Origin of the sequence: Flavobacterium sp. GCM10022190 (assembly GCF_042656445.1) — a bacterium.
In the GTDB taxonomy this organism is placed as follows: Bacteria; Bacteroidota; Bacteroidia; order Flavobacteriales; family Flavobacteriaceae; genus Flavobacterium; species Flavobacterium nitratireducens.
Genome location: NZ_JBHSOQ010000004.1, coordinates 34499 through 59464, shown reverse-complemented (window position 1 = coordinate 59464; position 24966 = coordinate 34499). Strand labels below are relative to the sequence as shown.

The following is a 24966-nucleotide window of genomic DNA, read 5'->3' as shown; positions in this document are numbered from 1 at the left end:
TTTAGAGTAATACAAATGATTAGTATTTTTTGAAGAAAATGAAAAATAACATTCATTCTAGAAGCTTGTTTTTTTATATTTATGCACATAGAATTTTATGTACATTATGGATATCAAACAGCCCCTTATAGATAACGAACAAAAACGTTTGGAAGCACTTCAACGTTATAGTATTCTCGATACATTACCCGAAAGTACCTTTGATGATGCAACTAAACTCATCTCCTATATTTGTGGAGTTCCCATAGCTCATATTTCATTTATTGATGATAAAAGACAATGGTTTAAGTCTGAAATAGGTATCGGAGTTTCAGAAGTACCTAGGGAAATTAGTTTTTGTCAGTATACAATAATGGAATCGGAAATAGTTGAAATTAACGATACTTTTTTGAACGAACGATTTAAAGAAGATCCTAATGTTACTGGAGGATTTAAAATAAGATTTTATGTTGGTGTTCCATTGACAACTCCAGATGGTTTCAATATTGGTACTTTATGTGCTTTGGATCATGTTGTTAAAAAACTTGATGAGAATCAAAGAAATGCTTTATCTATTCTTGCAAAGCATATAATGGAACACCTAGAATTGCGAGTAAAAAACACAGAGCTCGATATTCAAAAGAATATTGCCGAAAAAGCACTTGAGGCTAAAGAAAGATTTCTAACAAATATGAGTCACGAAATTAGGACGCCATTAAATGCTATTATAGGATTTACAGATCTTTTGGCGGAAACCAATTTGGACGTAAAACAGCGGGATTATATAAGTAGCGTGCAATCCGCTGGGGAAAATTTATTTTTGATAATTAATGATATTTTAGATCTTTCAAAAATTGAAACTGGTAATTTGACTATAGAACAGCATCCTTTTAATCTAATAAAAGCGCTTAAGCATGTTTATAATTTATTGAAAATTAAAGTTTCAAAGGAGATTGAGTTTAATTTGTTTCTCGATGCCGATTTGCCTCAAATGATAATCGGTGATCAAGGAAGACTCAATCAAATTTTAGTGAATCTAATTGGGAATGCCATTAAGTTTACGGCCGAAGGTTTTATTACTATTGAAGTGAAAAAAATGGAAGAAAGTAATGAGTATTATTCGTTGCGATTTTCTGTAAAAGACTCGGGAATTGGTATACCTGAGGACAAACTTAAAATCATTTTTGATCGTTTTACTCAAGTTGAAGATAATATTACTCGAAGATTTGGAGGAACAGGACTTGGTCTTAATATTGTAAAACAACTTGTTGAACTTCAGGGTTCGGAAATCCATGTAAAAAGTAAGGAGGGACGAGGTTCGGAATTTTTCTTTTTAATGAAATATCGAAAAACGGACTTAATTGAAACAGAAACTATATCCCAACAAGAAGATGATTTAGGAAAACTGAAAATTTTAATGTGTGAGGATAATGTAATCAATCAAAAGTTGGCTCGAAATGTCATCAATAACTTTGGTTTTGAAATGGATATCGCTCAAAACGGAGAAGAAGGAATTGCTTTGCTGTTGAAAAACAACTACGATTTGATTTTGATGGATTTGCAAATGCCTCTTATGGATGGTTATCAAACCACGGTACATATTAGAAATGAAATGCAATCCAATATTCCTATCATTGCAATGACAGCACATTTTTTTCCTGGCGAAAAAGAGAAATGTTTGGATATAGGTATGAATGCTTATATACCAAAACCCTTCAAGCAATTAGAATTATTAGAAACAATAAAAAAAGTGATTGTAAAAAATAATAATCATGTTGCGAAAAGAAAGATTGATTTGTCTTATTTAGAAGAAATGGCTTGTGGAAATTCAAATTTCAAACAAGAGATGATTACACTTTTTATTCAAAAAATCCCAACTCAGTTAACCACATTAGTAGAAGCTTTTAAGAGGAATGATTTCGCGATAATACAAAAAACAGCGCATCACATGAAATCTAGTTTTGATATGTTTAAGCTGGAGGATTGGGTTGAAACTATGATTGCTATTGAAAAAGAAGCTTTGGAAGCACAATTTTCTGAGGAAACGAAGATTAAAATTAACTCTTTGAATACCAATATAGCCGAGGTTATTGAAAGTTTAAAGGAACATTAAGTGATTTATGGAAAATATGCTATAATTTTGTACTGTTCCAAATTTATAAACAAAGTTTCCTTTAGGATAAATATTTTAAGCAATGAAAATAGTTTTATCTGAAGATAATGATATCCTACGTAAGTCATTGTCTTTTTTCTTAGAAGCTAACGGCTTTACTGTGGATCAGTTTGCTGATGGTAAAGATGCGCTAGATGCAATTAAAATCAACAACTATGATTTAATTTTGACCGATATAAATATGCCTGGTATAAGCGGTATGGAGATTACGCAGCATGTTAGACAAAATTTAGGGTCAGATATTCCTATTATCATATTCACAACTTCTAGTGTTGAGCAAACTGAATTGGATTCCTTCAATTTAGGAGCTAACGAATTTATGGCTAAACCGGTTAGCCCGGCCGTATTGTTGATTAGAATTAAAAAGTTACTTAAAACAAATGCGTAGTTAAGTGACACCATTCAATTCTCTTATGGTAATTGACAATAACAAATCGTTTTACACTATTTATTTCTAAAAGATTTCAATATGATAATGCTTGCAGGATTATATTTCACTGATGAATGGCTGGAGTCCTTTCTGATTTTTTCAATTGGTTTGTTTGTGACAAGCGCTTTTATATTATATCTTTTAATTATAAGGAGCAGAAACAATAAAATTAAAAAAGCAAAGCAAAGAATAGAATACGATCAATTCATTGAAAAAATACTATTCTCTGTTGTTTTTAATGAAGCTACTTTTTTAACTCTCAAGGCAGATAAAGAGTTCATAAACCTATTTAAAAAAGTCTTTTTTAGAGAGGTATTAATGGAATCTATTATCAATTTACATAAAAATTATGATGGTTTATATGCTGCAAAATTAGAGCAGTTTTATAAAGATTCTGGGTTGATTAATGATTCATTGAAAAAGATAGAAAGTTGCAAATGGGAAATACAATGTAAGGGAATAAATGAACTAGCCGAACTAAATATTGAAGATGCTTTTGATAAAATCATACAATTAGCAACAACGACAAATGTTACCTTAAAAATTACCGCAGTTAGTGCTTCAATTAAGTTAGGAGGAAGTAAAGGGGTAAAACACCTCATTCAACAAACGGATCCAATTGACAATTGGATGCAAGTGAATATAATTGCTGCTTTCAAAAAGCACAATATAGATTCAATTGAAGGGATTGAATTGTTGTTGAAATCTGTAAATCAGACTGTTGCATCGCTTGGTTTGAAATTAATTAAAGAACTAAAACTAACCCAAAAAGTAGGATTTGTAGAAAAGTTAGTAACTGAAACAGATTCTAAAGAATTGCAGCTAGAAGCTCAAAATGTAGTAAAGGCATTAACCGTTTAATTATTAGGTGTATGATTTTTTTTAATGATGATGTAAATTCTTTTTTTCAAACCTACCTTATTCTTATCCTTTTTTATGCCATACTCATAATGTCTTCCTATTTGATACTGGCTTTTCTTTCTACCAAAGAATTAAGGTCTTATCTTAAAAAGAATAGTTTTGTAGATTATGAGGTATTACTAACCAGTGAATTTGCTCCAAGTTTATCACTGATTGCGCCAGCTTATAATGAAAGTTTTACTATTGAGGAAAATGTTAAATCCCTATTGTCCTTAAATTACAATAATTACCAATTAATTGTGGTAAATGATGGTAGTAAGGATAATTCGATGGAAATTTTAATAAAAACCTATGACCTTCAGTTAACTGAAATGGCAATTAGTACTAAAATTAAAACTAAAGAAATCAAAGGTATTTATGTTTCAAGAAATGCGGCTTTTAAGAAATTGATTGTCGTGGATAAAGAAAATGGGGGTAAAGCAGATGCTCTCAATGTAGGACTTAACATTGCTCAAAATCAATATGTAGTATGCATTGATGTCGATTGTATTCTCGATAGAGATTCCTTACTTAAATTGGCAAAACCTTTTTTAGAATCGTATGGTAAACGTATAATTGCTACCGGAGGTGTAGTTAGGATCGCTAATCAGTGCGTTATAAAAAATGGACGTCTGGTGGAGGTAAATATTCCAGATAAATTGTTGCCTAGGATTCAGGTTTTAGAATATTTAAGAGCATTTCTTTTAGGGAGAATGGCTTGGGGTAGGCTAGATGGTTTATTACTTATTAGTGGAGCTTTTGGTGCATTTGATAAAGAAATAGCATTGAAAGTAGGCGGATACAATACTAAAACCGTTGGAGAAGATATGGAATTAGTAGTAAGAATGCGTCGCTTTATGCTTGAAAATAAAATTCCTTATTCTGTTAGTTATATTCCAGATCCACTTTGTTGGACTGAAGCGCCAGAAACATTAAAAGTCTTTAAAAAACAACGTAGTCGCTGGATGAGAGGTACTATTGAAACATTAAGTTTTCATAAAAAAATGTTCTTTAATCCTAAATATAAATTACTCGGAATGCTTAGTGTTCCTTATTGGACATTTTTTGAGTTTTTGGCTCCAGGAATCGAGTTTATAGGTTTGTTTATCACTATATTATTTATCATTTTTGGTTTGATTAACTGGTATTTTTTCTTTTTACTTTTAATATTTGTTTACTTTTTTGCTATTTTATTTTCGGTAATGGCGCTATATAGTGAGGAACGAACGTATCATAAATATCCCAAACAAGCCGATTTTTTCAAGTTGCTAGTGGCTGCCTTTATCGAGCCTTTTTATTTTCATCCCCTTGCTGTATTTTCTTCTTTGGTAGGGTATAAAGAAAAGATACTTGGGGTTAAAGGTTGGGGTGAAATGACAAGAAAAGGTTTTACTAAAAAAGGCTAATATTTTTCTTTTTCGAATAGAGGTTCAAATTTAATCATAGGTGGGTAAGAAGTGTCTTTCTTGTTGGAGTTTTGTTTTCGTCCAAGTACTAATTTCTTCAATGCAACAGCCTTTTTCGTCTTTTTTGATGCAACTTATAATTATATCATCGATTAGGTTGTCGTTTTTATCATTGACAGTAATCGTAGTGAGAACTTGATTTGTATATTGATAATATTGACTATAAAAGGGAGGATAGTGGTCAACAATCTTATGGATAGTTCCGTCTGGATTATAATGGTAAATAGCTTCGTTTTGTTTGAATTGTTTTCGAGTGTAACAACTAATACGTTCCCTATTATTAGTTTTCCATCGAGTTTTACAATAGTAGTTTTCCTTGTCAGGATACATTTGCACGGTAAACCATAGCTTTTTTTGAGTAGATTGAATCATTTGGCCCAAAGAATCAGTAGTAATTGAATTTTTAATTCTTCCGTTTTTGGTAAAATTCATGGATTTTTTCTGCAAAAGTTTTTTTTGATTGTTTTCAAGAATATAGATTTCTTCAGTTGCTGATTGGATGCCTTTGGGTAATTGTTTTATTTGTGTATATTTTTTGGAAACACAAGAAACTAATGAAAAGGTGAGTAGTAGGAATAAATATAGTGTTTTCATAATTATACCATTTGAATACTACTAAGTTAGTTAATTCTTTGTGCTTGTTTACTTTCATTTATTTAAAATTACGCCGTAAAGTTTGCTATTTAAGTTTCGTGAAATGTAATTTGAATGAGATAATGGAATAAAAAATCCTGTTTTCAGAGGTTTCTAAAAACAGGATTTGAATTTTCTTAGTATGTATTTTAAATCAATGAATACTCGGTTGCTTTGTTTGAAAGTTCCATTAAGTTTTTAACTTTTAGTTTTTTCATTAAATTAAAACGATGTACCTCGGCGGTACGCTTGCTGATTTCTAATGCTTCTGCAATTTCTTTATTTCCTTTTCCAGATAATAAAAGGGTAAGAATTTCTTTTTCTCTTTTAGTTATCGTTAAATCTTCTGCGATAGTAGGTTTTGGTTCTATTGAAGCACTTGTGTTTGTTAATTGGTTGATTAAAATTGAGGAAATATCTCCAGTAAAATATTTACCGCCATTAGCCACTGCATGAAGTGCTTTCATGAATTCTTCTTTGCTAGATCCTTTTAGCAAATAACCATCGGCACCTGCCTTGATTGATTTTAAGACATATTCTTCAGATTCATGCATTGACAGCACAATAATTTTTACAGGATTGTTTTGGTTTCGTAATTTTTCAACTACTTCTATTCCTGTATATTGAGGCATTCTAATATCTACAATAAATAAGTCGGGATTGGTAGTCGTTACGACGTCTAATGCTTCTTGTCCATCTGTAGCTTCTCCAACTACTTCAATATTTTTTTCGCTTTCTAAAAGTGATTTTATACCATCTCTTACAAAGAAATGATCATCAGCAAGGACAACTTTAATCATTTGGTTCATAACGTACGTTTTTTTAAAGGATATAAAATATTTACTTATTTTAAAGTCGTGCAATATACGTATTTTTTACGTATTTTCTTTGCGAAAATTATATAGGAATATTAAATGTAATGCGGGTGCCTTCTCCCGGTATCGAATTGATAAAAACCCTGCCATTAATGTATTGAACGCGTTCTTTCATGAATAGTAATCCCATTCCCGATTCACTATTGCGTTTTTTTTCTACTGTATTAATGTCAAAACCTTTTCCGTTATCGTCAACGGTAATGCTAAGTATGTTATTGCTATGAGAAAGTTGTACGATAATATGGGATGAATCGGCATATTTGATAGCATTATTGATGGCTTCTTGCGTAAGGCGATAAATATTGATTTCGATTAATGAATCTAATCTTTGGTCAAAATCGGTTTTATTGTAAAACTGGACATTCTTTCCAGTAAGTTTGGCTAATTCCAAGGTAAGTTTAGCAATCGAAGAAACAATACCGTGGTCACTTAATTCGGGTGGCATTAGGTTAAAAGTAGCCGTACGAACACCTTTGATAATATCTAAAGATAATTTTTTAAGGTATTCTATTTTTTGAGCCGATTTCTCCTTGTCATCGAGGTTAATACTTTCCAAACTAAATTTTAGTCCCGTAAGCATTTGTCCAATTCCGTCGTGGATTTCTCGTGCAATTCGGTTTTGTTCATTTTCTTGATTTTCAACAATTTTACTAGAAATAATCTTTTGTTGATTTATTTTTTCAATAATATTTTCACGATTTAATCGCTCTACTTCGAGTTCGGCATTTTTACGAATGGTGATGTTGAAACAAATGACTAATAATTCGGATTCTTCTTTGCGGATGCGAACAGGAATCATCGACATATCAAGCCAAAGTTTGTTACCATTTCTGTCGGTTGTATTGATTTCGCCTTGCCAACCGCTTCTTTGTTTGTCGGCAATAATTTGTTCAATTTCCTGTTGTTCCTTGGCAATTTTAGTTAATGCCTTGGAAAAGCTTTTGTCATTATCAAAAGAGGAATTGTATTGTAACAATTTAGAGAATTTCTCCCCCATGTGTATGATTTTACCTTGCGGACTTATACGGCAATATAAAAGAGTGTTCTCCATTGCAAAATTCAGTGATTTTAGTTCTTTTACTGAATTTTCCTTTGCAATGCTTATCGTTTCTGTGTCTCTAGCAAGTTTAATTGCCCTTTTTTCAGAGAGGATAAGTTTTGAGATTAAGACTTCTATTTTTTTATTGGTAGGCTTAAAAATGTATTGGAATTCTAATAGTAATACGAGTAAAGTGAAAGTTAGAATGCCATATTCAATATTACGTTGACGGGTTACTTTTTCGGAAGCTTCATATTCGTATTGACTTACAATGCGATTCATTTTGGTTAGAAAAATGGCCACATTGTCTAAGATTGTTTTTATTTCTTCTGGATAATTGTCTCTAGAAAGTGTTTCTTTATTGTGTGACAAAAATTTTTGAACTGCAAAATCTATTTTGTTAACATTGGGCTTTATGTCTTTATATAAAGTAGAAAGAGTGGTGCTTTTTTCACTAGGGAAATTTAAACTATCGTTTCCTTTTTCAAGAGCAATATGAGTAGATTTCCATAGTTCAAGTGTCTTTTTGATGTTAGCCACTTCTTCATCAATGTTAGAATTTATAGAAGAAGAATTAAGAATAAGAATTTCTTTAGCTAACCGCTGACTTAACATTCGTTGTTTACCCGAAATATTGATTAGCCGAGAGTCGTTAAGCTGACTGCTTATGTTATGCTGAATCAATAACTGACTCAACAGAATCGTAATGGCAATAGTAATTAAAGCAAATAGATACATTTGCTTTAATTGTTTAAAATTAAGATTTTCAGAAAACGCTTTGGCTTCTTTTATCATATTGGAGTTGAATTACAATCCTAAAGCGTCTTTAATTAATTGTAGATTTTCAGGACTGTAGTTAATTTTTAAAGCAGCTTGATGTCCTTTTTCAGACATTTTATTCCAAGTTTTTAGAATAATGTTTTTTAATTTTTCGGTATCGTGTTTTTCTACAAAGGGAGCTAAGTAGTATTCTAAGAATACCAAACAAATTACATCTTCTAATAGTTGGGTTTCTTCATCCTTTTTAAGTAGTTTTTTTTCAATTAAAAAGGAAACTCTTGCTATGAAATCTTCATTGTAACCCGCTTTTTCTAGGATAGTTGCAGTGGTTTTTGCGTGGAATTTTTTTAATTCTTCACGCCATTTTAAATAACCTACACGATCCATTGGATAGGATTCGCGAGCGATTTTCCACCTGCAAATATGTTGTGCTTTAGCGGCAATTTGAACTTCTTCTGAAGCATTAGGTTCAAAATCCATAAGTTTTGCATACATCCTATTGGAGTATAAAAGTTCCTTTGGATAACTTGTAGATTCGTGTATTTCTATATTAGGATCTTGTGCATTTTCGGCATCAATCCATTCGCTTGCTTGTTGGAATTTGCTGTATGTCATTTAGAGTCAATTATACTTCAAATATACATATTTATTCCATAAACCCAATGAATACTTCGCCTTCAACAATTTTTACAGGGTAGGTTGCAATGGTATAATCTTCTCCATTTAAATTGCTTCCATCCTTAAGAGAAAAAGTTTTTTTGTGGATTGGACAGGCAATTTTTGGTGTTTCTTCAGCAGAACCAATCATACCTCTAGAGAGTACCATTTCTAATTTGTGAGGGCATACATTTTGGCAAGCATACCATTCTCCTCTTCTTTCAAAGTTAATTACAGCAATTTGTTTGTCCTTGTATTTAACGCAATTTCCTCCATCAGCAGGAAAGTCAGAGGTTTTACCTGCTTTAAACCAAACGGTAACATCGTTTAGGGTTACACTATTATATTTGTTTAATACGTTTTCCATGATATTTAATTTTTATTTTACCCTGTCTCTTTTTTTAAGAAGAAGAGACAGGATTAGAAATTGTAATTAATTTACTGATTGTTGTGTTTTTTTAGCTTTTAAGATTACCAAGGTTTAGGCATTTTTTGCTCTCTTAATGGGATGTACTCTAGGTTGTCATCGCGGTCATCTGAGTTAGAGAAATGTTTGAAACGTTTCATCATTTCAGGGTCTTCGATAGCTTGTTTCCATTCGCACTCGAAAGTATCAACTAAACCTTGCATTTCTTCTTCCAGCGCGGTATTGATTCCTAAGCTGTCATTGATGATTACATTTTTCAAATAATCGATTCCGCCTTCTAGTTTTTCCAACCATGTTGATGTACGAACTAATGGACCAGCCGTACGGATATAGTACATAAGGAAACGATCCATGTATTTGAATACGGTTTCTTTATCAATTTGTTCGGCCAAAAGTACCGCGTGTTTTGGATTTGCTCCACCGTTTCCGCAGATGTATAAGTTCCATCCGCCTTCCACAGCGATAACTCCAAAATCTTTTCCTCTGGCTTCAGCACATTCACGGATACAAGCCGAAACACCACCTTTTAGTTTGTGTGGAGAACGTATTCCTCTGTAACGGTTTTCCAATTCTATTGCTAATGTGGTACTGTCGTCCATTCCGTAACGACACCAAGCATTACCTACACAGCTTTTTACGGCTCTTAAAGATTTTCCGTAAGCATGACCACTTTCGAAACCTTTGTCAATCAGTTTTTTCCAAATAGAAGGTAAGTCGTTTAATTCAGCTCCGAATAAATCTACACGTTGTGCTCCGGTGATTTTTGTATATAAGTTGTATTCTTTGGCAACTTCTCCAATGGCGATTAATTTTTCTGCGGTTACTTCACCACCAGCCATTCGAGGCACGACAGAGTAGGTTCCGTTACGTTGAATATTAGCTAAGAAACGGTCGTTTGAATCTTGAGAAGTCACATGTTTGTTAGCTGTGTCGTTGTAAATACTAGAGAAGATGGAAGATAGTACTGGTCGGCAAATTTCGCAACCATCACCTTTGCCAACAGTTCCTAGTACTTCGTTGTGATTCGTGAATTTGTTGATTTTTACAATGTCGTATAATTCTTGACGACTATACGCAAAGTGCTCACAAACGACATCTTTTACTTCTTTTCCAAGTGATTTTTGGGCTGCTTTTACTAAATCAGAAACCATTGGTTTACAACCACCACAACCAGAAGTTGCTTTAGTTGCTTTTACAACATCCGATAAAGTTTCGCAACTTCCATCAGTTATAGAACAGCAGATACTTCCTTTAGTTACATTTTCACAAGAACAAATTACAGCCGAATCAGGTAAATCCATGGCACTACCCATCGTAGAACCTTCACCACCTCTTGCTCCTAAGATTAAATCTTCTGGGTTTTTAGGCACTGCCATTCCGTTGATGTAAATTTGGAATAGACTATTGTAATCACTTGAATCTCCTACTAGGATACCTCCAAGTAATTTAGTTCCGTCTTTAGAAACGTTGATTCTTTTGTAGATACCAGTGAATTTATTTTCATAAACAATTGGAGTTCCGTCTTGGTGCTCAATAAATGGGTCTCCAAAACTGGCTACTTCAACACCAATTAATTTCAATTGAGTAGACATGTCAATGCTTTCACGCATTGTTTTTGCATTTCCTAAAATCTGTTCAGCGGCAACATCAGCCATTTCGTAACCTGGCGCAACCAAACCGTAAATCATATGATTGTATAGGGCAACCTCTCCGATAGCGTAAATGGAAGGGTCTGAAGTTTGCATTTGGTTGTCTACCACAATTCCTCCGCGAACACCAACTTCCAGTCCTGCACCTCTTCCTAGTTCGTCCCTTGGTTTGATACCTGCAGAAATGACAAGCATGTCTACTTTAAGCAGTTCTTCTTCTTCAAACATCATTCCGGTGATAGCCTTGTCGCCGTCAATAAATTGTGTTGATTTACTTAGATGTATTTTGATGTTTAGTTCTTCGATTTTTGAACGAAGCATATCGCTTGCTCCTTTGTCTAATTGTCTCGGCATTAAACGAGGAGCAAATTCAACAACATGTGGATTTAGTCCTAAATCGCGAACTGCTTTTGCTGCTTCTAGACCTAGTAATCCACCTCCTAAAACAGCAGCTTCAGTTGCTCCGTTTTGTTTTATTTTGGCTGCATAAGCCATAATAGCGTCTAGGTCTTCTATGGTTCTATATACAAATACTCCTTCTTTTTCCACTCCTTCGATTGGAGGGACGAAAGCTGCGGAACCTGTAGCTAAAACTAAATAGTCGTATGAATAAGTATTTTCTAAATGAGTGGATATTGTTTTGTTTTCTTTGTGAATATCCGTTACTAATTCAGAAGTATTTAATATGATATTATTTTCTTCGTACCAATTTGCTGTTGATAAAGATAAATCGTCAGCAGTTTTACCAGCAAAGTATTCACTTAGGTGAACACGGTCATACGCTCGTCTTGGTTCTTCACCAAATACGGTAATTTGATATTTTTCCTGCCCAGACTTAGAAATAAATTTTTCGCAAAATTTATAACCCACCATGCCGTTTCCGACTACAATTATTTTAATCATAATATCATTATTAAGTATTACAAAGCAAATATACGTATAAATACTTATGCAATATACTTAATTTTTAATTTTTGATGTAAATTGAGATATTATGAAAAGGAGAGGGTTAAAATGGATATTATGTAAAAAAGTGTTGAAGTTTTTTTTGTTTTTTTGGTAAATGATGGCTTGTGTTGAACATTATTGCTGCTTTTTTGTCTGTTTTTAAGATGAAATTATATTGAAAAAGAAGCGGTTGTGGATTATAAACGAAAAAAAAGCACCAAAATAAGTGCGTAAAAAGTACTTATTTTGATGCTTGGGTAATAAAAAATTTCAATTTTTTATTAAGTACAACTACTTAATTCTTTGTGTAATATTTTTTTTGAAACCAAAAGGCAAGATTTACTAAGGCGATTAGAGCCGGGACTTCTACTAAGGGTCCAATGACACCTGCAAAGGCCTGTCCGCTATTAATGTCAAATACTCCGATAGCTACAGCAATAGCTAGTTCGAAATTATTACCTGTAGCTGTGAATGCGATAGCAGTACTTTTTGAATAATCAGCTCCGAAATATTTTCCAATAAAAAAACTAACGATAAACATAATACCAAAGTAAATAACTAATGGGATAGCAATTCGGATTACATCCATTGGAATTTTGACTATTAAAGCCCCTTTTAAACTAAACATGACAATAATCGTAAATAATAAAGCGATTAAAGTAATTGGAGAAATAATAGGAACGTATTTTTTTTGGAACCATTCTTCGCCTTTAATATAAATCAAAGTGTATCGACTAATTATGCCTAAAGCAAATGGAATTCCGAGATAAATACCCACACTTTCGGCTATTTGTGCTATACTAATATTTACTTCAAAACCAGTGTATCCAAAATAAGGAGGAAGTATTGTGATGAAGAAATACGCATAAACACTATATAAAAGCACTTGGAAGATACTGTTTAGGGCAATAAGTCCGGCTGCATATTCTCTATTTCCATCCGCAAGGTCGTTCCAAACGACTACCATTGCAATACATCTAGCCAATCCAATTAAGATAACCCCTATCATGTATTCAGGATAATTACTAAGAAATGTTAAAGCCAGAAAAAACATTAATATAGGTCCGATAATCCAATTTAATAGTAATGAAGCACCTAGTACTTTAGTGTTTTTAAAAACAGAACCCATTTGTTCGTATTTCACTTTCGCTAGTGGCGGGTACATCATTAATATTAGTCCGATTGCTAAGGGAATATTAGTGGTTCCTGATGAAAAAGAATTGATGAAATTGCCACTTGATGGTATAAAGTTTCCAATAGCTACACCAATAACCATAGCTAAGAAAATCCAAAGTGTAAGGTAACGATCTAAAAAACTTAATTTTTTACGGTTAACGACGGGTGTACAATGATTAGTTGACATAGTTATTTTTGAATTTGAGAAAATACGTAAAATAATTCCGTTGCAATTTGTATGCTTCTTTCTTCATATTTTTCAGCTTGTTGCGGCGTGTTGTCAAATGCTTTTGGGTCTTCAAAAGTAATTGGAATGCGTTTTTCGGCTCCTGCGATAAATGGACAACCTTGATCGGCACTCGAACAAGTTAGTATAGCAGCAAATGCAGCTTGTGGATTAAAATTGTTATCAAAAGTTTTAGAAAAAACAATAATAGGGTGGGCGTTTTCGCTGTGTTTAATGCTGTAAATTGGATTTTTTCCTTCGGCGATAGTGTTTATTTGAAATCCTATTTTTTCTAAAGTTTGAGCCACAACCGGGAACAGCGCAGTTGCTTCAGTTCCTCCTGAGTAGCTAAAAACATTTTTAATGTCAAAATAAGCAGCCATTGTTTGTGCCCAAATTTGAGATAAATGACTTCTTCTAGAATTGTGAGTACAGATAAAGTTTAATCTGATTTCATCATTATTGTCGTATTTACTTTGGATAAAATCAATCAATGGTTGTAGGATGATTTTTCGTTCTTTTGATATTGAAGTAGTTTCTAAAGATTTAATTTTAGCTTCAATGTTTTCAAATAATTCTGTTTTAACTATTTTCATTTTACAGGTTTTAGATTTAGCAACAACCTCCACCTGGAGTGCAACTGTTATTTTGAGTGTTAATTTGTGATAATCTAATTTTTGGTTTTGTGGCAGGGATACCGCATTGGTCCTTGGCTAAGCAAGCCGTTTTTTTGTTTAATAAAAGAAATTCTTTTCCGTTGAAACCTAGTTCGTATTTGCCAATCGTTTCATATTGGTATTCAACTTCAATTTCGTAATCCCCTATTTCAAGCGCTTTTTCAGACAACTCAATGATGTCTAAAAGTTTCTTTGGTTTTAAACGATGATCAAAATCGTTGGCATTCCATAATTGAAAATTAACCACTTTCTCATTTCGTATCGTTCCTCCACAGTCGATGAAGTTTTTGGTAATTAAACCCACTTCAGTTACATGGAAATGCTCTGGAACAGCAGTTCCGTTTTCTAATACAAAAGCAACAGTGTCAACATTGCTCAATATCTTTTTAATTTCGGATAGTTTCATGATTTTCTACTTTTAAAGTTAACAACATTGGTCTTTTTTATTTTCTAAATAGTTATTTACGTGTTGGAAGAAGGCTTTTATTTTTTCAAATCCATTCTCATCGATACAATAGCAAATGGCATTTCCTTCAAGATTTCCCTTGATTAATCCTGCATTTTTCAATTCTTTTAAATGCTGAGAAACGGTTGGTTGTGCTAATGGTAATTCATTTACTATATCTCCACAAATACAACTATTTACTTTGATTAGGTGTTGTATGATGGCAATACGAGCAGGATGGCCTATAGCTTTTGCTAATGTGGCTAGTTCGTTTTGTTCGTCAGTGAAACTAAATGTTTTTGTGATCCCCATAGTTATATATTTATATTGCAATATTACGATAAATATTAATAAGTAGCAATTATAGGCTAAAAAAAAATACCTCTAAGAATTTTAAATTCGAAGAGGTATCAATATTCGGTAATTGGAAGTCGTTTTTATAGTTTGGACATGTTCGTAGCCAGTGTTTCAATAAATTTACTGATTGGACTTTTGACCATCATGGCCATCATTGGGTTAAAGCTACCTTCAAAATCAAATTTTAAACTGCAAGAAGTAGTTGAAATAGGTTCGATATTAGTAATTAAAGTAAAAGGAACCTTGTCTGTAGCTGCGCCCAAAACAATTTTGTTGGGAGCTACTTTTTCTTTTAGTTTTAGTTGAATTTCGGGCATTCCTTTTAAACCAAACAGGAACGAATCATCTCCAATAACTTCAAACTTAGCAATGTTTTCAGGCATTAGTTTTTCAAAGTTTTTCATCTCTGTCAATAAATCAAATAATTCTTGTGCAGATTTTTCAACGTTAACCTTTGGACTTTCTAAGTTCATGATGTAATTATTTAGTAGCTTCTTGCCCCCAAGTTGAAGGAGTAACACTCCATTCTCTTAGAGTACTTTCTTCTTTTTCAGTAATGTATTTTTTAGCTACTGCTAAATTTAAAAGATTTTGGTAATTGCTCAAAGTGTATAAGTCTACCTTGGCATTTTTGAAGTTTTCTTCGGCAACATCAAAACCGTATGTAAATATAGCAGCCATTCCTTTAATATTGGCACCTGCATTTTTCAATGCTTCAACAGCAAGCAAACTACTATTGCCAGTACTAATTAAATCTTCAACAACAACTACATTTTGTCCTTTTTGTAAGAAGCCTTCCACTTGGTTTTGACGACCGTGTTTTTTAGCTTCAGGACGTACATAAACAAATGGTAATCCCATGCTTTCAGCAACAAGCATACCAATGCCTATAGCACCTGTTGCTACTCCAGCAATTACATCTGGTTTCCCAAATTGTTTTTCAATATGTTTTGCAAATTCATCTCGCACATAATTTCTTATGGCAGGAAATGATAGTATCAGACGGTTGTCACAATATATAGGTGATTTCCATCCAGAAGCCCATGTAAAAGAATTTTCAGGATTCAATTTAATTGCATTTATTTGTAAAAGCAATTCGGCTGTTTTTTCGGCTGTATCTTTATTAAAAATCATAGTACAAATGTATAAAGTTTTTGTGAACGACAAACCACTTTTTTTGACAAATAAAATCTCTAAAGAGACGGATTTTCAGTTGTTTTTGTTGGAAAGTATTGATATTAAGCAGATTATAGTTAAAATTTTTCAAAATAAAATTCAGAAAGCCTATCTCTATCATCCTGATGAAAAAGAGATTATGAAAACCTTGAAAGCTAAAATTCCAGTAAATAAAGCGGGCGGAGGATTAGTTTACAATAAGAAAGGGGAGGTTTTATTTATTTTTAGAAATGGAAAATGGGATTTGCCAAAAGGAGGTGTGGAAAAAAAGGAAGAAATTGAGCAAACAGCCATTCGCGAAGTAGAAGAAGAAACAGGTGTAAATCAATTGAGAATTACCAATAAACTCCAAAAAACCTATCACGTTTTTAAACGTAACGGAGTGTACAAATTAAAAATTACACATTGGTTTGAAATGTATTCTGAGTTTGATGGTACGCCACAAGGACAATTAGAGGAAGGAATTGAAAAGGTAGCTTGGATTCATCCTAATGATATTCCGGAAGTATTGAAAAATTCTTATGAGAACATCAAATTATTATTCGAGGAAGAAAATATTATTCAAGGTTAGAAGTTAGAGGTAGGAAGTTAGAAGTTAGATAACAGATTTTAGATTAGAATTTTACGTTCTTAGTCTAAAATCTGTTTTTTTGTAGAGTTTCACTTCCTACTTCCTACTTCTAACTTCTGACTACTAACTTCTGACTTCTTTTTTTTAAGTACCTTTGCCGAATGAATAAAAAACACCAATCCAATAATATTCTTTTGAATTTAGGTATAGATAGCCTAAATGAAATGCAGCTTGCTGCTCATGATGCCATTTTGAATGATAATAATGTACTGTTATTATCGCCAACAGGTTCTGGTAAAACGCTGGCTTTTCTGATGCCTGTTTTAGAAATGCTCTTGCCTGAGATACTTTCGGTTCAATGTTTAATTATCGTGCCTTCACGTGAATTAGGTTTACAAATTGAGCAGGTTTGGAAAAAAATGGGTACAGCTTACAAGGTGAATGTTTGTTACGGCGGGCATTCGATGGAAACGGAAATCAAAAATTTGAGTAATCCACCAGCTGTTTTGATTGGTACTCCTGGTAGAATTGCCGATCATATTGAGAGAGGGAGTTTCCGTTTGGATAAAATTCAGACCCTAATTTTGGACGAGTTTGACAAATCATTGCAATTAGGTTTCCACGAACAAATGTCTTTTATCATTGGGAAATTATCGAAAGTCAACAAACGAGTTTTAGTTTCGGCTACTTCTGATATTGAGATTCCAAAATATACCAGAGTAGTTAATCCAACCGTTTTGGATTTCATTCCAGAAGAAGAATCGACATCGAATCTTGCTACTAAATTGGTTTTTTCGAAAGAAAAAGACAAACTCAATACCTTATTCCAATTGCTTTGTTTCATTCAATCGGAATCGGCAATTGTATTTTGTAATCATCGTGATGCGGCCGAGCGTATTAGTGATACTTTAAACGAAAAAGGAATTTACTCAACCTATTATCATGGCGGAATGGATCAGGAAGAGCGAGAACGTGCGCTGATTCAGTTTCGAAATGGCAGTGTGAGTTATTTAATCACTACCGATTTAGCCGCTCGCGGACTCGATATTCCCGAAATGAATCACGTAATTCATTATCATTTGCCTTTAAAAGAAGACGAATTTACCCACCGTAATGGTCGTACCGCACGTATGACAGCAACAGGAACTGCATACATCATTGCGCATGAATCCGAGAAAAAAATGGAGTATGTCGATTATGAAAATATTGATGTTTTATCGGTTGAACATGACAAATCATTGCCTAAAGCGCCACAGTTTCAAACCATTTATATTAGTGGTGGAAAGAAAAATAAATTGAATAAAATTGACATCGTTGGGTTCTTTTCTCAAAAAGGCAAATTAGAAAAAGGCGATTTAGGTTTGATTGAAGTCAAAGATTTTATCTCTTTTGCAGCCGTAAAATTCCCTAAAGTAAAAAGTTTGTTGCAAAATATTCAGGATGAAAAAATGAAAGGTAAAAAATATAAAATTCAGGTCGCCCGAAACGTGATTAAGAAAGTAGAGGAGTAGTGTTCAGTGTTTAGTTTTTTAGTGAGCAGTTTGTAATTCCACTAAAGAAATGATAACTGATTTATAAAATTCGAAATATAAAAAAAACGTTAGCAGAAATATATTGCTAACGTTTTTTTATGCACTAAGTTTACTGACCACTAAAAAACTGATCACTGTAAACTGATGATTATATTTTCTTCACGTATTGTGTAATGATTACAATCATTTGACCGTCTACTTTTCCTTCAATATATTCGGCGTTTTCATGGTCTAAACGGATGTTTCTCACAGCAGTTCCTTGCTTTGCCACCATACTCGAACCTTTTACTTTCAGGTCTTTAATCAAAACTACCGAATCTCCGTATTCTAAAATTACACCATTACTATCGCGGTGAATGATTTTGTTTTCGTCATCTTCACCTTCGCCAGTAGCTTTTGCCCATTCTAAAACGTCTTCTTCCAGATACATCATATCCAGTAATTCCTGAGGCCAACCCGCAGCACGCAAACGGCTTAACATTCTCCAAGCTACCACTTGAACAGGAGTATGTTCGCTCCACATACTGTCGTTTAAGCATCTCCAGTGATTTAAATCTTCGTTACCAGGGTTTTCGATTTGGTCTTTGCAAGTTGGACAAGCTAAAATAGCTTCGTCAATGCCTCCTTTTTTTGTTGGAAGTACTTCACACACTTTTAGGTTTTCCGTTGCGCCACAAAGTTCACATTTTCCTCCACTACGTTTATTTAATTCTCTGTCTAAGCTCATTATAAAATTTTTTGGCGAATGTACACTTATTGAGTGCTTTCTGCAAGTGTTTGGGGTTTATAGTTTAAGGTTTGTAGTTTAAGGTTTGTAGTTTTAAGTTTACGATTTTAAGTTTAACCGTAAAGTTTTTAAAGATTTAATAAGCTGTGGCTAAAATTATAACCATATATCCGCCTGTCGGCGAGACAGGAGGCATATAAGTTTTATAAGTTCTAAAAAGTTAGGTAAAAGTTCAGATAAGCAATTTTCATAAATGAAAATGAAAGAAATCTGTATTTAATAATTTAACGCAAACCCGCCTGTCGGCGAGGCACGGGAAATAAGTTTTCGCAAAGTTTTAAATCTATTTTCTTTCTTCTTTCTTCTTTTGTCTAAATTCTGCCTTCTGCCTCTGCTTACTGAAGACTGATACTGAATACTAAAAACTACTTCACTCTCACCGCTTTTGGAACTAGTTTTTCATATTCTCCTCCATGACGCAATACATCGCGAACAATACTCGAACTGATATACGAAGTACTTGCAGCAGTCAATAAGAATACCGTTTCAATTTTAGACAAATGTCTGTTGGTGTGAGCTATGGCTTTTTCAAACTCAAAATCGGCGGGATTACGCAAACCACGAAGGATAAAATTGGCGCCAATTCGTTTGCACAAATCAATGGTTAAGCCTTCATACGTAATTACTGAAACCTTAGGTTGGTCTTTAAATGTTTCCTCAATAAATCGTTTGCGTTCCTCAAGCGGAAACATGTATTTCTTCTCGGCATTAACCCCGATAGCAATTACAATTTCATCAAAAAGAGGAATCCCTCTTTTGATAATGTCTTCATGACCTAAGGTAATGGGATCAAATGATCCCGGAAATATGGCTTTTCTCATTGTTGAGTAACTAAGTTTCTGAGTGGCTAAGTTACAAAGTTTTTAGGAGAGTTTGTTTTTTTAGGAGTTTTGGTGTTTTTAGTATTGGAATGATAATTTTTGAAAGATAAATTTTATATATATTTGATGCAAACAAATTGTAATAAAGCTTCGTCAATCTACTTGTATTTGAGTGTGTATGAGAAAGTATTTTCACTTAGAAACAAGTTAGTTGTTATTTTTAAAAACATCGTAACATGAATCTAGACTTTCCAGATCCCGAAAAGTATTTTGATGAATTTTCATCTAGAATTCTGACTTTTATAGATTCATATCGAAAAGAAGTTTTTTTAAATATTTATTCTAATGACAGATTCATAAAAGATGATGAGAAATATTTTTACACAGTAATTTTAAAAACAATAAACTCATTAGAAGGAGCAAATTTGTTTATTAGAAATTTTGATAGTTCACGAGATTTTCAAATACCTCTATACATAATTATTAGAGCAATTCTAAATGACATTATTATTTCAGAATATATAATTATACATTCATCTAATGACGATGAGCAAATTGATTTAATTAACAAAGTTAATTTTGATCATATCAAACACTTGCTTTCTTCGATAAAAGTTGAAAGTAAAGTTAGAAATTGGAGTGAAGAAGAAAAGCAAAAAGAGATTCGAGATTTAAAATAAATTTCTCAAAGTATTTTAATAATGATGGTTCGAATAAAATTCAATCATTAAGAACTTCTGTAGATAGTTTAGTAGAATCAATTTTTAAAAACTCTGATGATGAACGATCTCACAAATTAATAGGTACAGCATATATTTTATATAAGGCATTTTCTAAACTAGAACATTTTGGTGAATTGAGTTTTCCATTAGTTCATATAGTTTATCATGATTCAAAACAACACATATTAATCAATGAACTTTTTAGCTCTATTAGAGTTATTGTCGCGGCGTTAAATAATTATTGTCATGTTTGGGAGGATTTAGAAATCAATTTCGAAAGACTCAAGAATTTAGAAATTGAAATTCTAAAAATGGTTCCACTACTAAGCAGTAATTAACCTCAATAGTTCAGATTTGCAATTTGTGCCCATAAAGAAGAGAGAAAGTTTAAAATGTTTGCTTAGATGAGATTGCTTCACTGCGTTCGCAATGACACACCGAGGGAATTTTGTTAAAAAAAAACAAACCACAGCTTTAAAAGAATAATCAGTGTTAATCCTTTAAATCTGTGGTAAATAATATTAAGCTAACGCTAATTCAATTGCATTAGTGAATAAATCAGCTAATGGAATTCCAGCAGCGGCTGCTTGTTGCGGAATCAAACTTTCGGTGGTTAATCCCGGAATGGTATTCATTTCCAACATGTGTGGTTCTCCGTCAACAATGATGAATTCAGAACGGGAGAAGCCTTTCATTTTCAATATTTCGTAAGCACGTTTAGCAATAGCGCCTACTTTTTGAGTCAGTTCGTCTGAAAGGCGGGCAGGAGTGATTTCCTGAGATTTCCCTTGGTATTTGGCTTCGTAATCAAAGAAATCATTTTCAGAAACGATTTCCGTAATTGGTAATACGATAATTTCACCTTTGTAATTGATAACACCAACAGATACTTCAGTTCCGTCAAGGAAGCTTTCGATGATGATTTCGTTGTCTTCTTTGTAAGCGGTTTCGATTGCAATTGGTAATTCGGCTTCGGTTTTTACTTTTGAAATTCCGAAACTGGAACCTGCTTTGTTGGGTTTCACGAAACATGGCAAACCTACTTTGTTAATGATTTCGGTAGTATTAATTACATCGCCTTGGTTCAAATAATAAGAAATAGCGGTTTTGATTCCGTATGGTTTTAGAACAGACAATAAATCTCTTTTGTTGAAAGTTAAAGTGGCTTGGTAATAATCGCAAGACGTTTGTGGAATACCTAATAATTCAAAATAGGCCTGCATTAAACCATCTTCTCCCGGAGTTCCGTGAATGGCGTTGAAAACACAGTCAAATGTAATTTTGTTTCCGTTGACTATTACTGAAAAGTCGTTTTTGTCTATTGGGAATTCTTGATCAGCATCGTCAACATACACCCATTTTTCTTTGAAAATATGGATGCGATAGCCTTTGAATAGGTTTTGATCTAAAAATTTGTAAACTACGTTACCGCTAATGAGTGAAATTTTGTACTCACTGGAATAGCCGCCCATGATGATGGCAATGTTTTTCATTTAGTTGCGTTTGTATGATAAATATCGATTTTTTGTTTTAGCCCCGATAGTAGTGGAAATCCTTTTTATTCCTTCTTTAGGGATAAAAAGATTGCAACGGATAGCGGGAAAAAGCTCCTAAACTTGGCTATAGCTGAGGTTAGGACGCATAAAACAAAATTATCATTTTTTTTGAAACGAAATAGCTTTATCTTTGCCTTCTATAAAAATAAATATATGAGTTTACGTAAATATCTTACTAGCCGAGTGTTCTTTGGGCAAGTATTTCTTGCCGCTTTAATTATTGCCGTTTTGGGTTATCTTTTTATGCATTGGTTAACTTTTACTACAGATCATGGACATGAAATTACGGTTCCTGATTTGAGAAAATTAACCGAAGAACAAGTAGAGGAAAAGTTAGATGAGTTAGACTTGGATTATGTAATCCTTGATAGTGTGGATTACCGTGGAGATTATCCAAAATACAGTGTGGTTCAGCAGGATCCTTTACCAGGTGAAAAGGTAAAAGAGGGTAGAAAAGTATATTTGAAAATTAATAGTTCTGGATTTTCATCAATCAAAGTTCCTGATTTGATTGAGAAAACGTACCGTGAGGCTGTGCCTACCTTGAAAGCGTTAGGATTAGAAGAAGGAACAATTACCTATATTCCTAATTTAGGAAAAGATATGGTGCTGGAAATGCGCTACAAAGGAAGGAATATTAAACCAGGAGATAGAGTATTGAAAGGATCTAAAATTGATTTGGTTTTAGGTGACGGAAAAGCAAGCTACGAAGAAGATATTGCTACAGATACAATTGCAACTCCAACAACTGAAGAAGAATTACCGAATGAACAATAATATTGAGCAGATTGATTTAGACGAAGAGGAATTATTTGAACATTTTAAATTTGAGGTTCCTAAAGGGCAGGCTTTATTGCGAATTGATAAGTATTTGATGGGATTGATCCCTAATGCGACTCGTAATAAGATTCAGAATGCCGCAACCGAAGGCAATATTTTTGTGAATAATGTCAAGGTAAAATCCAATTACAAAGTAAAACCTTTTGATATTGTGGCGGTGATGTTGTCGCATCCGCCGTTTGAAAACCATGTTCTTCCTGAGAATATTCCGTTGAACATTGTGTATGAAGATGATGCTTTGTTGTTAGTAAACAAAGAACCCGGTTTAGTGGTGCACCCAGGACACGGAAATTATACTGGAACATTGGTAAATGCATTGGCGTTTCATTTTGAAAATTTACCCATGAACAGCAGCGAGCGTCCGGGATTAGTACACCGTATTGATAAGGATACTTCGGGCTTGTTAGTTATTGCTAAGACTGAAGCTGCGATGACGCATTTGGCTAAACAATTTGAGGCTAAAACTACCGAAAGGGAATATGTGGCTTTGGTTTGGGGAAATGTGGCTGAAGAGAGTGGAACTATCGAAGGGAATTTAGCCCGTCACTTAAAAGACCGTATGCAAATGGCGGTTTTTGATGATCCGGAAATAGGAAAACCTGCGATTACTCATTATAAGGTTTTGGAGCGTTTTGGTTATGTGACTTTGGTTTCCTGCATTTTGGAAACGGGAAGAACGCACCAAATTAGAGCGCACATGAAACACATTGGTCATCCATTGTTTAATGATGAGCGTTATGGTGGTCACCTGATTTTAAAAGGAACTACATTTACTAAATACAAGCAGTTTATTGAAAATTGTTTCAAAGCTTTGCCTAGACAGGCACTTCATGCTAAAACCTTAGGTTTTGTGCATCCGAATACTGGAGAAATGATGCGTTTTGATACTGAATTGCCTCAGGATTTTCAGGATTGTTTGGAAAAATGGCGCAATTATTCGAAATCACACCACACTGACGAAGAAGAATAAAATGAATCCCTGCTATAGAACAAAAAGCCGCTCGATAAGCGGCTTTTTGTTTGTGTGCTTATACTGTAGGTTCTAATTGAGTACTTACAGCGATTCGGTTCCAGGCATTGATAGTAACAACTATCATAATAATTTGTGCAATTTGGTTTTTATCGAAAAATTGTTCGGCTTTAGCATAGGTTTCATCAGATAGTCCTTTGTTAGTAATTAAGGTAATTTCTTCGGTAATGGCTAAAATTACTTTTTCTTCTTCCGAGAACAATTGAGTTTCGTTCCAAGCATTTAAAAGGAAAATACGTTGAGTAGTTTCACCATATTTAAGTGCGTCTTTAGTGTGCATGTCTATGCAAAAAGCGCAGCCGTTAATTTGAGAAGCGCGAATTTTAATAAGTTCTTTTTGAATTTTAGATAATTGAATAGTTGCTAAATAACCTTCTAATGCATACATGGCTTTAAAAGCTTGTGGTTCTGTTTCGTTGATGTTTACTCTCATTTTTTATACTTTTATATATTAATAGAGCAAAGTTCAGTATTGAGAAACGGAAAAAACTTAAACTGGTTTAAGAACGCTTTTTTTTTCCTGATTTCACTTAAATATTCAGGAGAGAAACCTAAATAAGAGGCTATTAAGTATTGAGGAATACGTTGTACAAATTGGGGTTGGTTTTTACAAAGTTGATGATAGAATTCTTCTTTAGAGAAGTCATAGAGATACTTAATACGCATTTGGGATGCAGCATAAGCTCTTTGATAAATAAATCTAAAATAGCGTTCTAATTTTGGAAACTTTTTTAGTAGTTTTTCTTGTGTATCGCTATCAAGAATCAGGATTTTTGAGTTTTCAACAGATTGAATATAAAAACGAGTTGGCAATTGGTTTTCAAAAGCAATATGATCTGTAATCCACCAGTTTTCGATAGCAAACTCAGTAGTTTGTTCTACTCCTTTATCGTTTATGAAAAATTTTCTCAAGCAGCCTTCTAATACAAAATAATGTTCTTTACAAACCGCTCCTTCGATGATTAAGTTTTCTTTTTTTGGAACACTTTTAATTTTTATAAATGCTTCAATTTCGTAATATTCTTCGTCATTAATGTCGATAAATTTTTTTAAATGAGTTTTGAATATTTCTGACATATTGTCTATAATGTTAA

General features: G+C 33.3%; 26 protein-coding genes. 9 read left to right on the top strand and 17 right to left on the bottom strand.

All coding sequences use genetic code 11. The features are described 5' to 3' along the window. Positions 1-106: 106 nt before the first annotated feature. The 4 genes from ACFPTQ_RS13425 (at position 107) to ACFPTQ_RS13410 (ending at position 4888) form a co-directional block, all read left to right on the top strand. The gene (locus ACFPTQ_RS13425; RefSeq protein ID WP_379778038.1) at positions 107-2092 is read left to right on the top strand and encodes a GAF domain-containing hybrid sensor histidine kinase/response regulator; all 1986 of its coding nucleotides are present in this window, start codon (positions 107-109) and stop codon (positions 2090-2092) included. Positions 2093-2174: 82 nt separating this feature from the next. Further along, complete coding sequence (locus ACFPTQ_RS13420; RefSeq protein WP_379778037.1) at positions 2175-2540, top strand: response regulator transcription factor; 366 nt, start codon at positions 2175-2177, stop codon at positions 2538-2540. Positions 2541-2621: 81 nt separating this feature from the next. Continuing rightward, positions 2622-3443 (top strand): hypothetical protein, encoded by an 822-nt coding sequence (locus tag ACFPTQ_RS13415; protein ID WP_379778036.1) that lies wholly within the window; start codon positions 2622-2624, stop codon positions 3441-3443. 11 nt (positions 3444-3454) lie between these two features. Next, positions 3455-4888 carry a glycosyltransferase family 2 protein gene (locus ACFPTQ_RS13410; protein WP_379778035.1) on the top strand — a complete coding sequence of 478 codons (1434 nt, stop codon included), beginning with the start codon at positions 3455-3457 and terminating at the stop codon, positions 4886-4888. A 30-nt stretch (positions 4889-4918) separates the two neighbouring features. On the opposite strand, the gene ACFPTQ_RS13405 is transcribed toward ACFPTQ_RS13410, so the two are convergent. The 12 genes from ACFPTQ_RS13405 to pyrE all read right to left on the bottom strand — a co-directional run bounded on the left by ACFPTQ_RS13405 (position 4919) and on the right by pyrE (position 15971). Continuing rightward, positions 4919-5542 (bottom strand): hypothetical protein, encoded by a 624-nt coding sequence (locus ACFPTQ_RS13405; protein WP_379778034.1) that lies wholly within the window; start codon positions 5540-5542, stop codon positions 4919-4921. Positions 5543-5730: 188 nt separating this feature from the next. Next, positions 5731-6390 carry a response regulator gene (locus ACFPTQ_RS13400; RefSeq protein ID WP_379778033.1) on the bottom strand — a complete coding sequence of 220 codons (660 nt, stop codon included), beginning with the start codon at positions 6388-6390 and terminating at the stop codon, positions 5731-5733. An 88-nt stretch (positions 6391-6478) separates the two neighbouring features. Continuing rightward, a complete protein-coding gene (locus ACFPTQ_RS13395) occupies positions 6479-8290 on the bottom strand; it encodes an ATP-binding protein (RefSeq protein WP_379778032.1) in 1812 nt (603 codons plus the stop codon). Positions 8291-8302: 12 nt separating this feature from the next. Then, a complete protein-coding gene (locus ACFPTQ_RS13390; protein ID WP_379778031.1) occupies positions 8303-8890 on the bottom strand; it encodes a DUF4202 domain-containing protein in 588 nt (195 codons plus the stop codon). A 31-nt stretch (positions 8891-8921) separates the two neighbouring features. Continuing rightward, a complete protein-coding gene (gene nirD, locus ACFPTQ_RS13385; RefSeq protein ID WP_278036143.1) occupies positions 8922-9299 on the bottom strand; it encodes a nitrite reductase small subunit NirD in 378 nt (125 codons plus the stop codon). 104 nt (positions 9300-9403) lie between these two features. Next, positions 9404-11911: a nitrite reductase large subunit NirB gene (gene nirB, locus ACFPTQ_RS13380; protein ID WP_379778030.1), complete on the bottom strand. Its 2508-nt coding sequence runs from the start codon at positions 11909-11911 to the stop codon at positions 9404-9406. Between the two features lie 340 nt (positions 11912-12251). Next, entirely contained in the window at positions 12252-13319 is a 1068-nt protein-coding gene (gene arsB / locus ACFPTQ_RS13375; protein ID WP_379778029.1) for an ACR3 family arsenite efflux transporter, read from the bottom strand. 2 nt (positions 13320-13321) lie between these two features. Beyond that, on the bottom strand, positions 13322-13954 hold the full coding sequence (locus tag ACFPTQ_RS13370; RefSeq protein WP_379778028.1) for a low molecular weight phosphatase family protein: 633 nt from the start codon (positions 13952-13954) through the stop codon (positions 13322-13324). 16 nt (positions 13955-13970) lie between these two features. Then, on the bottom strand, positions 13971-14441 hold the full coding sequence (locus ACFPTQ_RS13365) for a DUF6428 family protein (protein ID WP_379778027.1): 471 nt from the start codon (positions 14439-14441) through the stop codon (positions 13971-13973). 18 nt (positions 14442-14459) lie between these two features. Next, a complete protein-coding gene (locus ACFPTQ_RS13360; RefSeq protein ID WP_379778026.1) occupies positions 14460-14792 on the bottom strand; it encodes an ArsR/SmtB family transcription factor in 333 nt (110 codons plus the stop codon). A gap of 125 nt (positions 14793-14917) precedes the next feature. Then, entirely contained in the window at positions 14918-15310 is a 393-nt protein-coding gene (locus ACFPTQ_RS13355) for an SRPBCC family protein (RefSeq protein ID WP_379778025.1), read from the bottom strand. A gap of 7 nt (positions 15311-15317) precedes the next feature. Beyond that, positions 15318-15971: an orotate phosphoribosyltransferase gene (gene pyrE / locus ACFPTQ_RS13350; protein WP_379778024.1), complete on the bottom strand. Its 654-nt coding sequence runs from the start codon at positions 15969-15971 to the stop codon at positions 15318-15320. A gap of 7 nt (positions 15972-15978) precedes the next feature. Here pyrE and ACFPTQ_RS13345 point away from each other — a divergent pair, with 7 nt between their 5' ends. After that, positions 15979-16584, top strand: coding sequence for an NUDIX hydrolase (locus ACFPTQ_RS13345; protein ID WP_379778023.1), 606 nt, complete (start codon positions 15979-15981; stop codon positions 16582-16584). Positions 16585-16745: 161 nt separating this feature from the next. After that, positions 16746-18095, top strand: a complete 1350-nt coding sequence (locus ACFPTQ_RS13340) for a DEAD/DEAH box helicase (protein WP_379778022.1) — start codon at positions 16746-16748, stop codon at positions 18093-18095. 169 nt (positions 18096-18264) lie between these two features. On the opposite strand, the gene ACFPTQ_RS13335 is transcribed toward ACFPTQ_RS13340, so the two are convergent. Both ACFPTQ_RS13335 and coaD read right to left on the bottom strand, forming a co-directional pair. Beyond that, positions 18265-18843 carry a PhnA domain-containing protein gene (locus tag ACFPTQ_RS13335; RefSeq protein WP_379778021.1) on the bottom strand — a complete coding sequence of 193 codons (579 nt, stop codon included), beginning with the start codon at positions 18841-18843 and terminating at the stop codon, positions 18265-18267. Between the two features lie 425 nt (positions 18844-19268). Next, positions 19269-19724 carry a pantetheine-phosphate adenylyltransferase gene (coaD, locus tag ACFPTQ_RS13330; RefSeq protein ID WP_379778020.1) on the bottom strand — a complete coding sequence of 152 codons (456 nt, stop codon included), beginning with the start codon at positions 19722-19724 and terminating at the stop codon, positions 19269-19271. A 236-nt stretch (positions 19725-19960) separates the two neighbouring features. Between coaD and ACFPTQ_RS13325 the strand changes: the two genes are divergently transcribed. After that, the gene (locus ACFPTQ_RS13325; RefSeq protein WP_379778019.1) at positions 19961-20404 is read left to right on the top strand and encodes a hypothetical protein; all 444 of its coding nucleotides are present in this window, start codon (positions 19961-19963) and stop codon (positions 20402-20404) included. A gap of 563 nt (positions 20405-20967) precedes the next feature. Here the strand turns inward: ACFPTQ_RS13325 and ACFPTQ_RS13320 are convergent. Beyond that, on the bottom strand, positions 20968-21939 hold the full coding sequence (locus tag ACFPTQ_RS13320) for a D-alanine--D-alanine ligase (RefSeq protein ID WP_379778018.1): 972 nt from the start codon (positions 21937-21939) through the stop codon (positions 20968-20970). Between the two features lie 216 nt (positions 21940-22155). Between ACFPTQ_RS13320 and ACFPTQ_RS13315 the strand changes: the two genes are divergently transcribed. Together ACFPTQ_RS13315 and ACFPTQ_RS13310 are read left to right on the top strand one after the other, a co-directional pair. Beyond that, entirely contained in the window at positions 22156-22779 is a 624-nt protein-coding gene (locus tag ACFPTQ_RS13315; protein WP_379778017.1) for a PASTA domain-containing protein, read from the top strand. Next, on the top strand, positions 22769-23812 hold the full coding sequence (locus tag ACFPTQ_RS13310; RefSeq protein ID WP_379778016.1) for an RluA family pseudouridine synthase: 1044 nt from the start codon (positions 22769-22771) through the stop codon (positions 23810-23812). The genes ACFPTQ_RS13315 and ACFPTQ_RS13310 overlap by 11 nt, the downstream gene beginning before the upstream one ends. Before the next feature lie 58 nt (positions 23813-23870). On the opposite strand, the gene ACFPTQ_RS13305 is transcribed toward ACFPTQ_RS13310, so the two are convergent. Then, positions 23871-24305 carry a carboxymuconolactone decarboxylase family protein gene (locus ACFPTQ_RS13305; protein ID WP_379778015.1) on the bottom strand — a complete coding sequence of 145 codons (435 nt, stop codon included), beginning with the start codon at positions 24303-24305 and terminating at the stop codon, positions 23871-23873. Positions 24306-24316: 11 nt separating this feature from the next. Next, a complete protein-coding gene (locus tag ACFPTQ_RS13300; RefSeq protein WP_379778014.1) occupies positions 24317-24949 on the bottom strand; it encodes a Crp/Fnr family transcriptional regulator in 633 nt (210 codons plus the stop codon). Between the last annotated feature and the right edge of the window lie 17 nt (positions 24950-24966).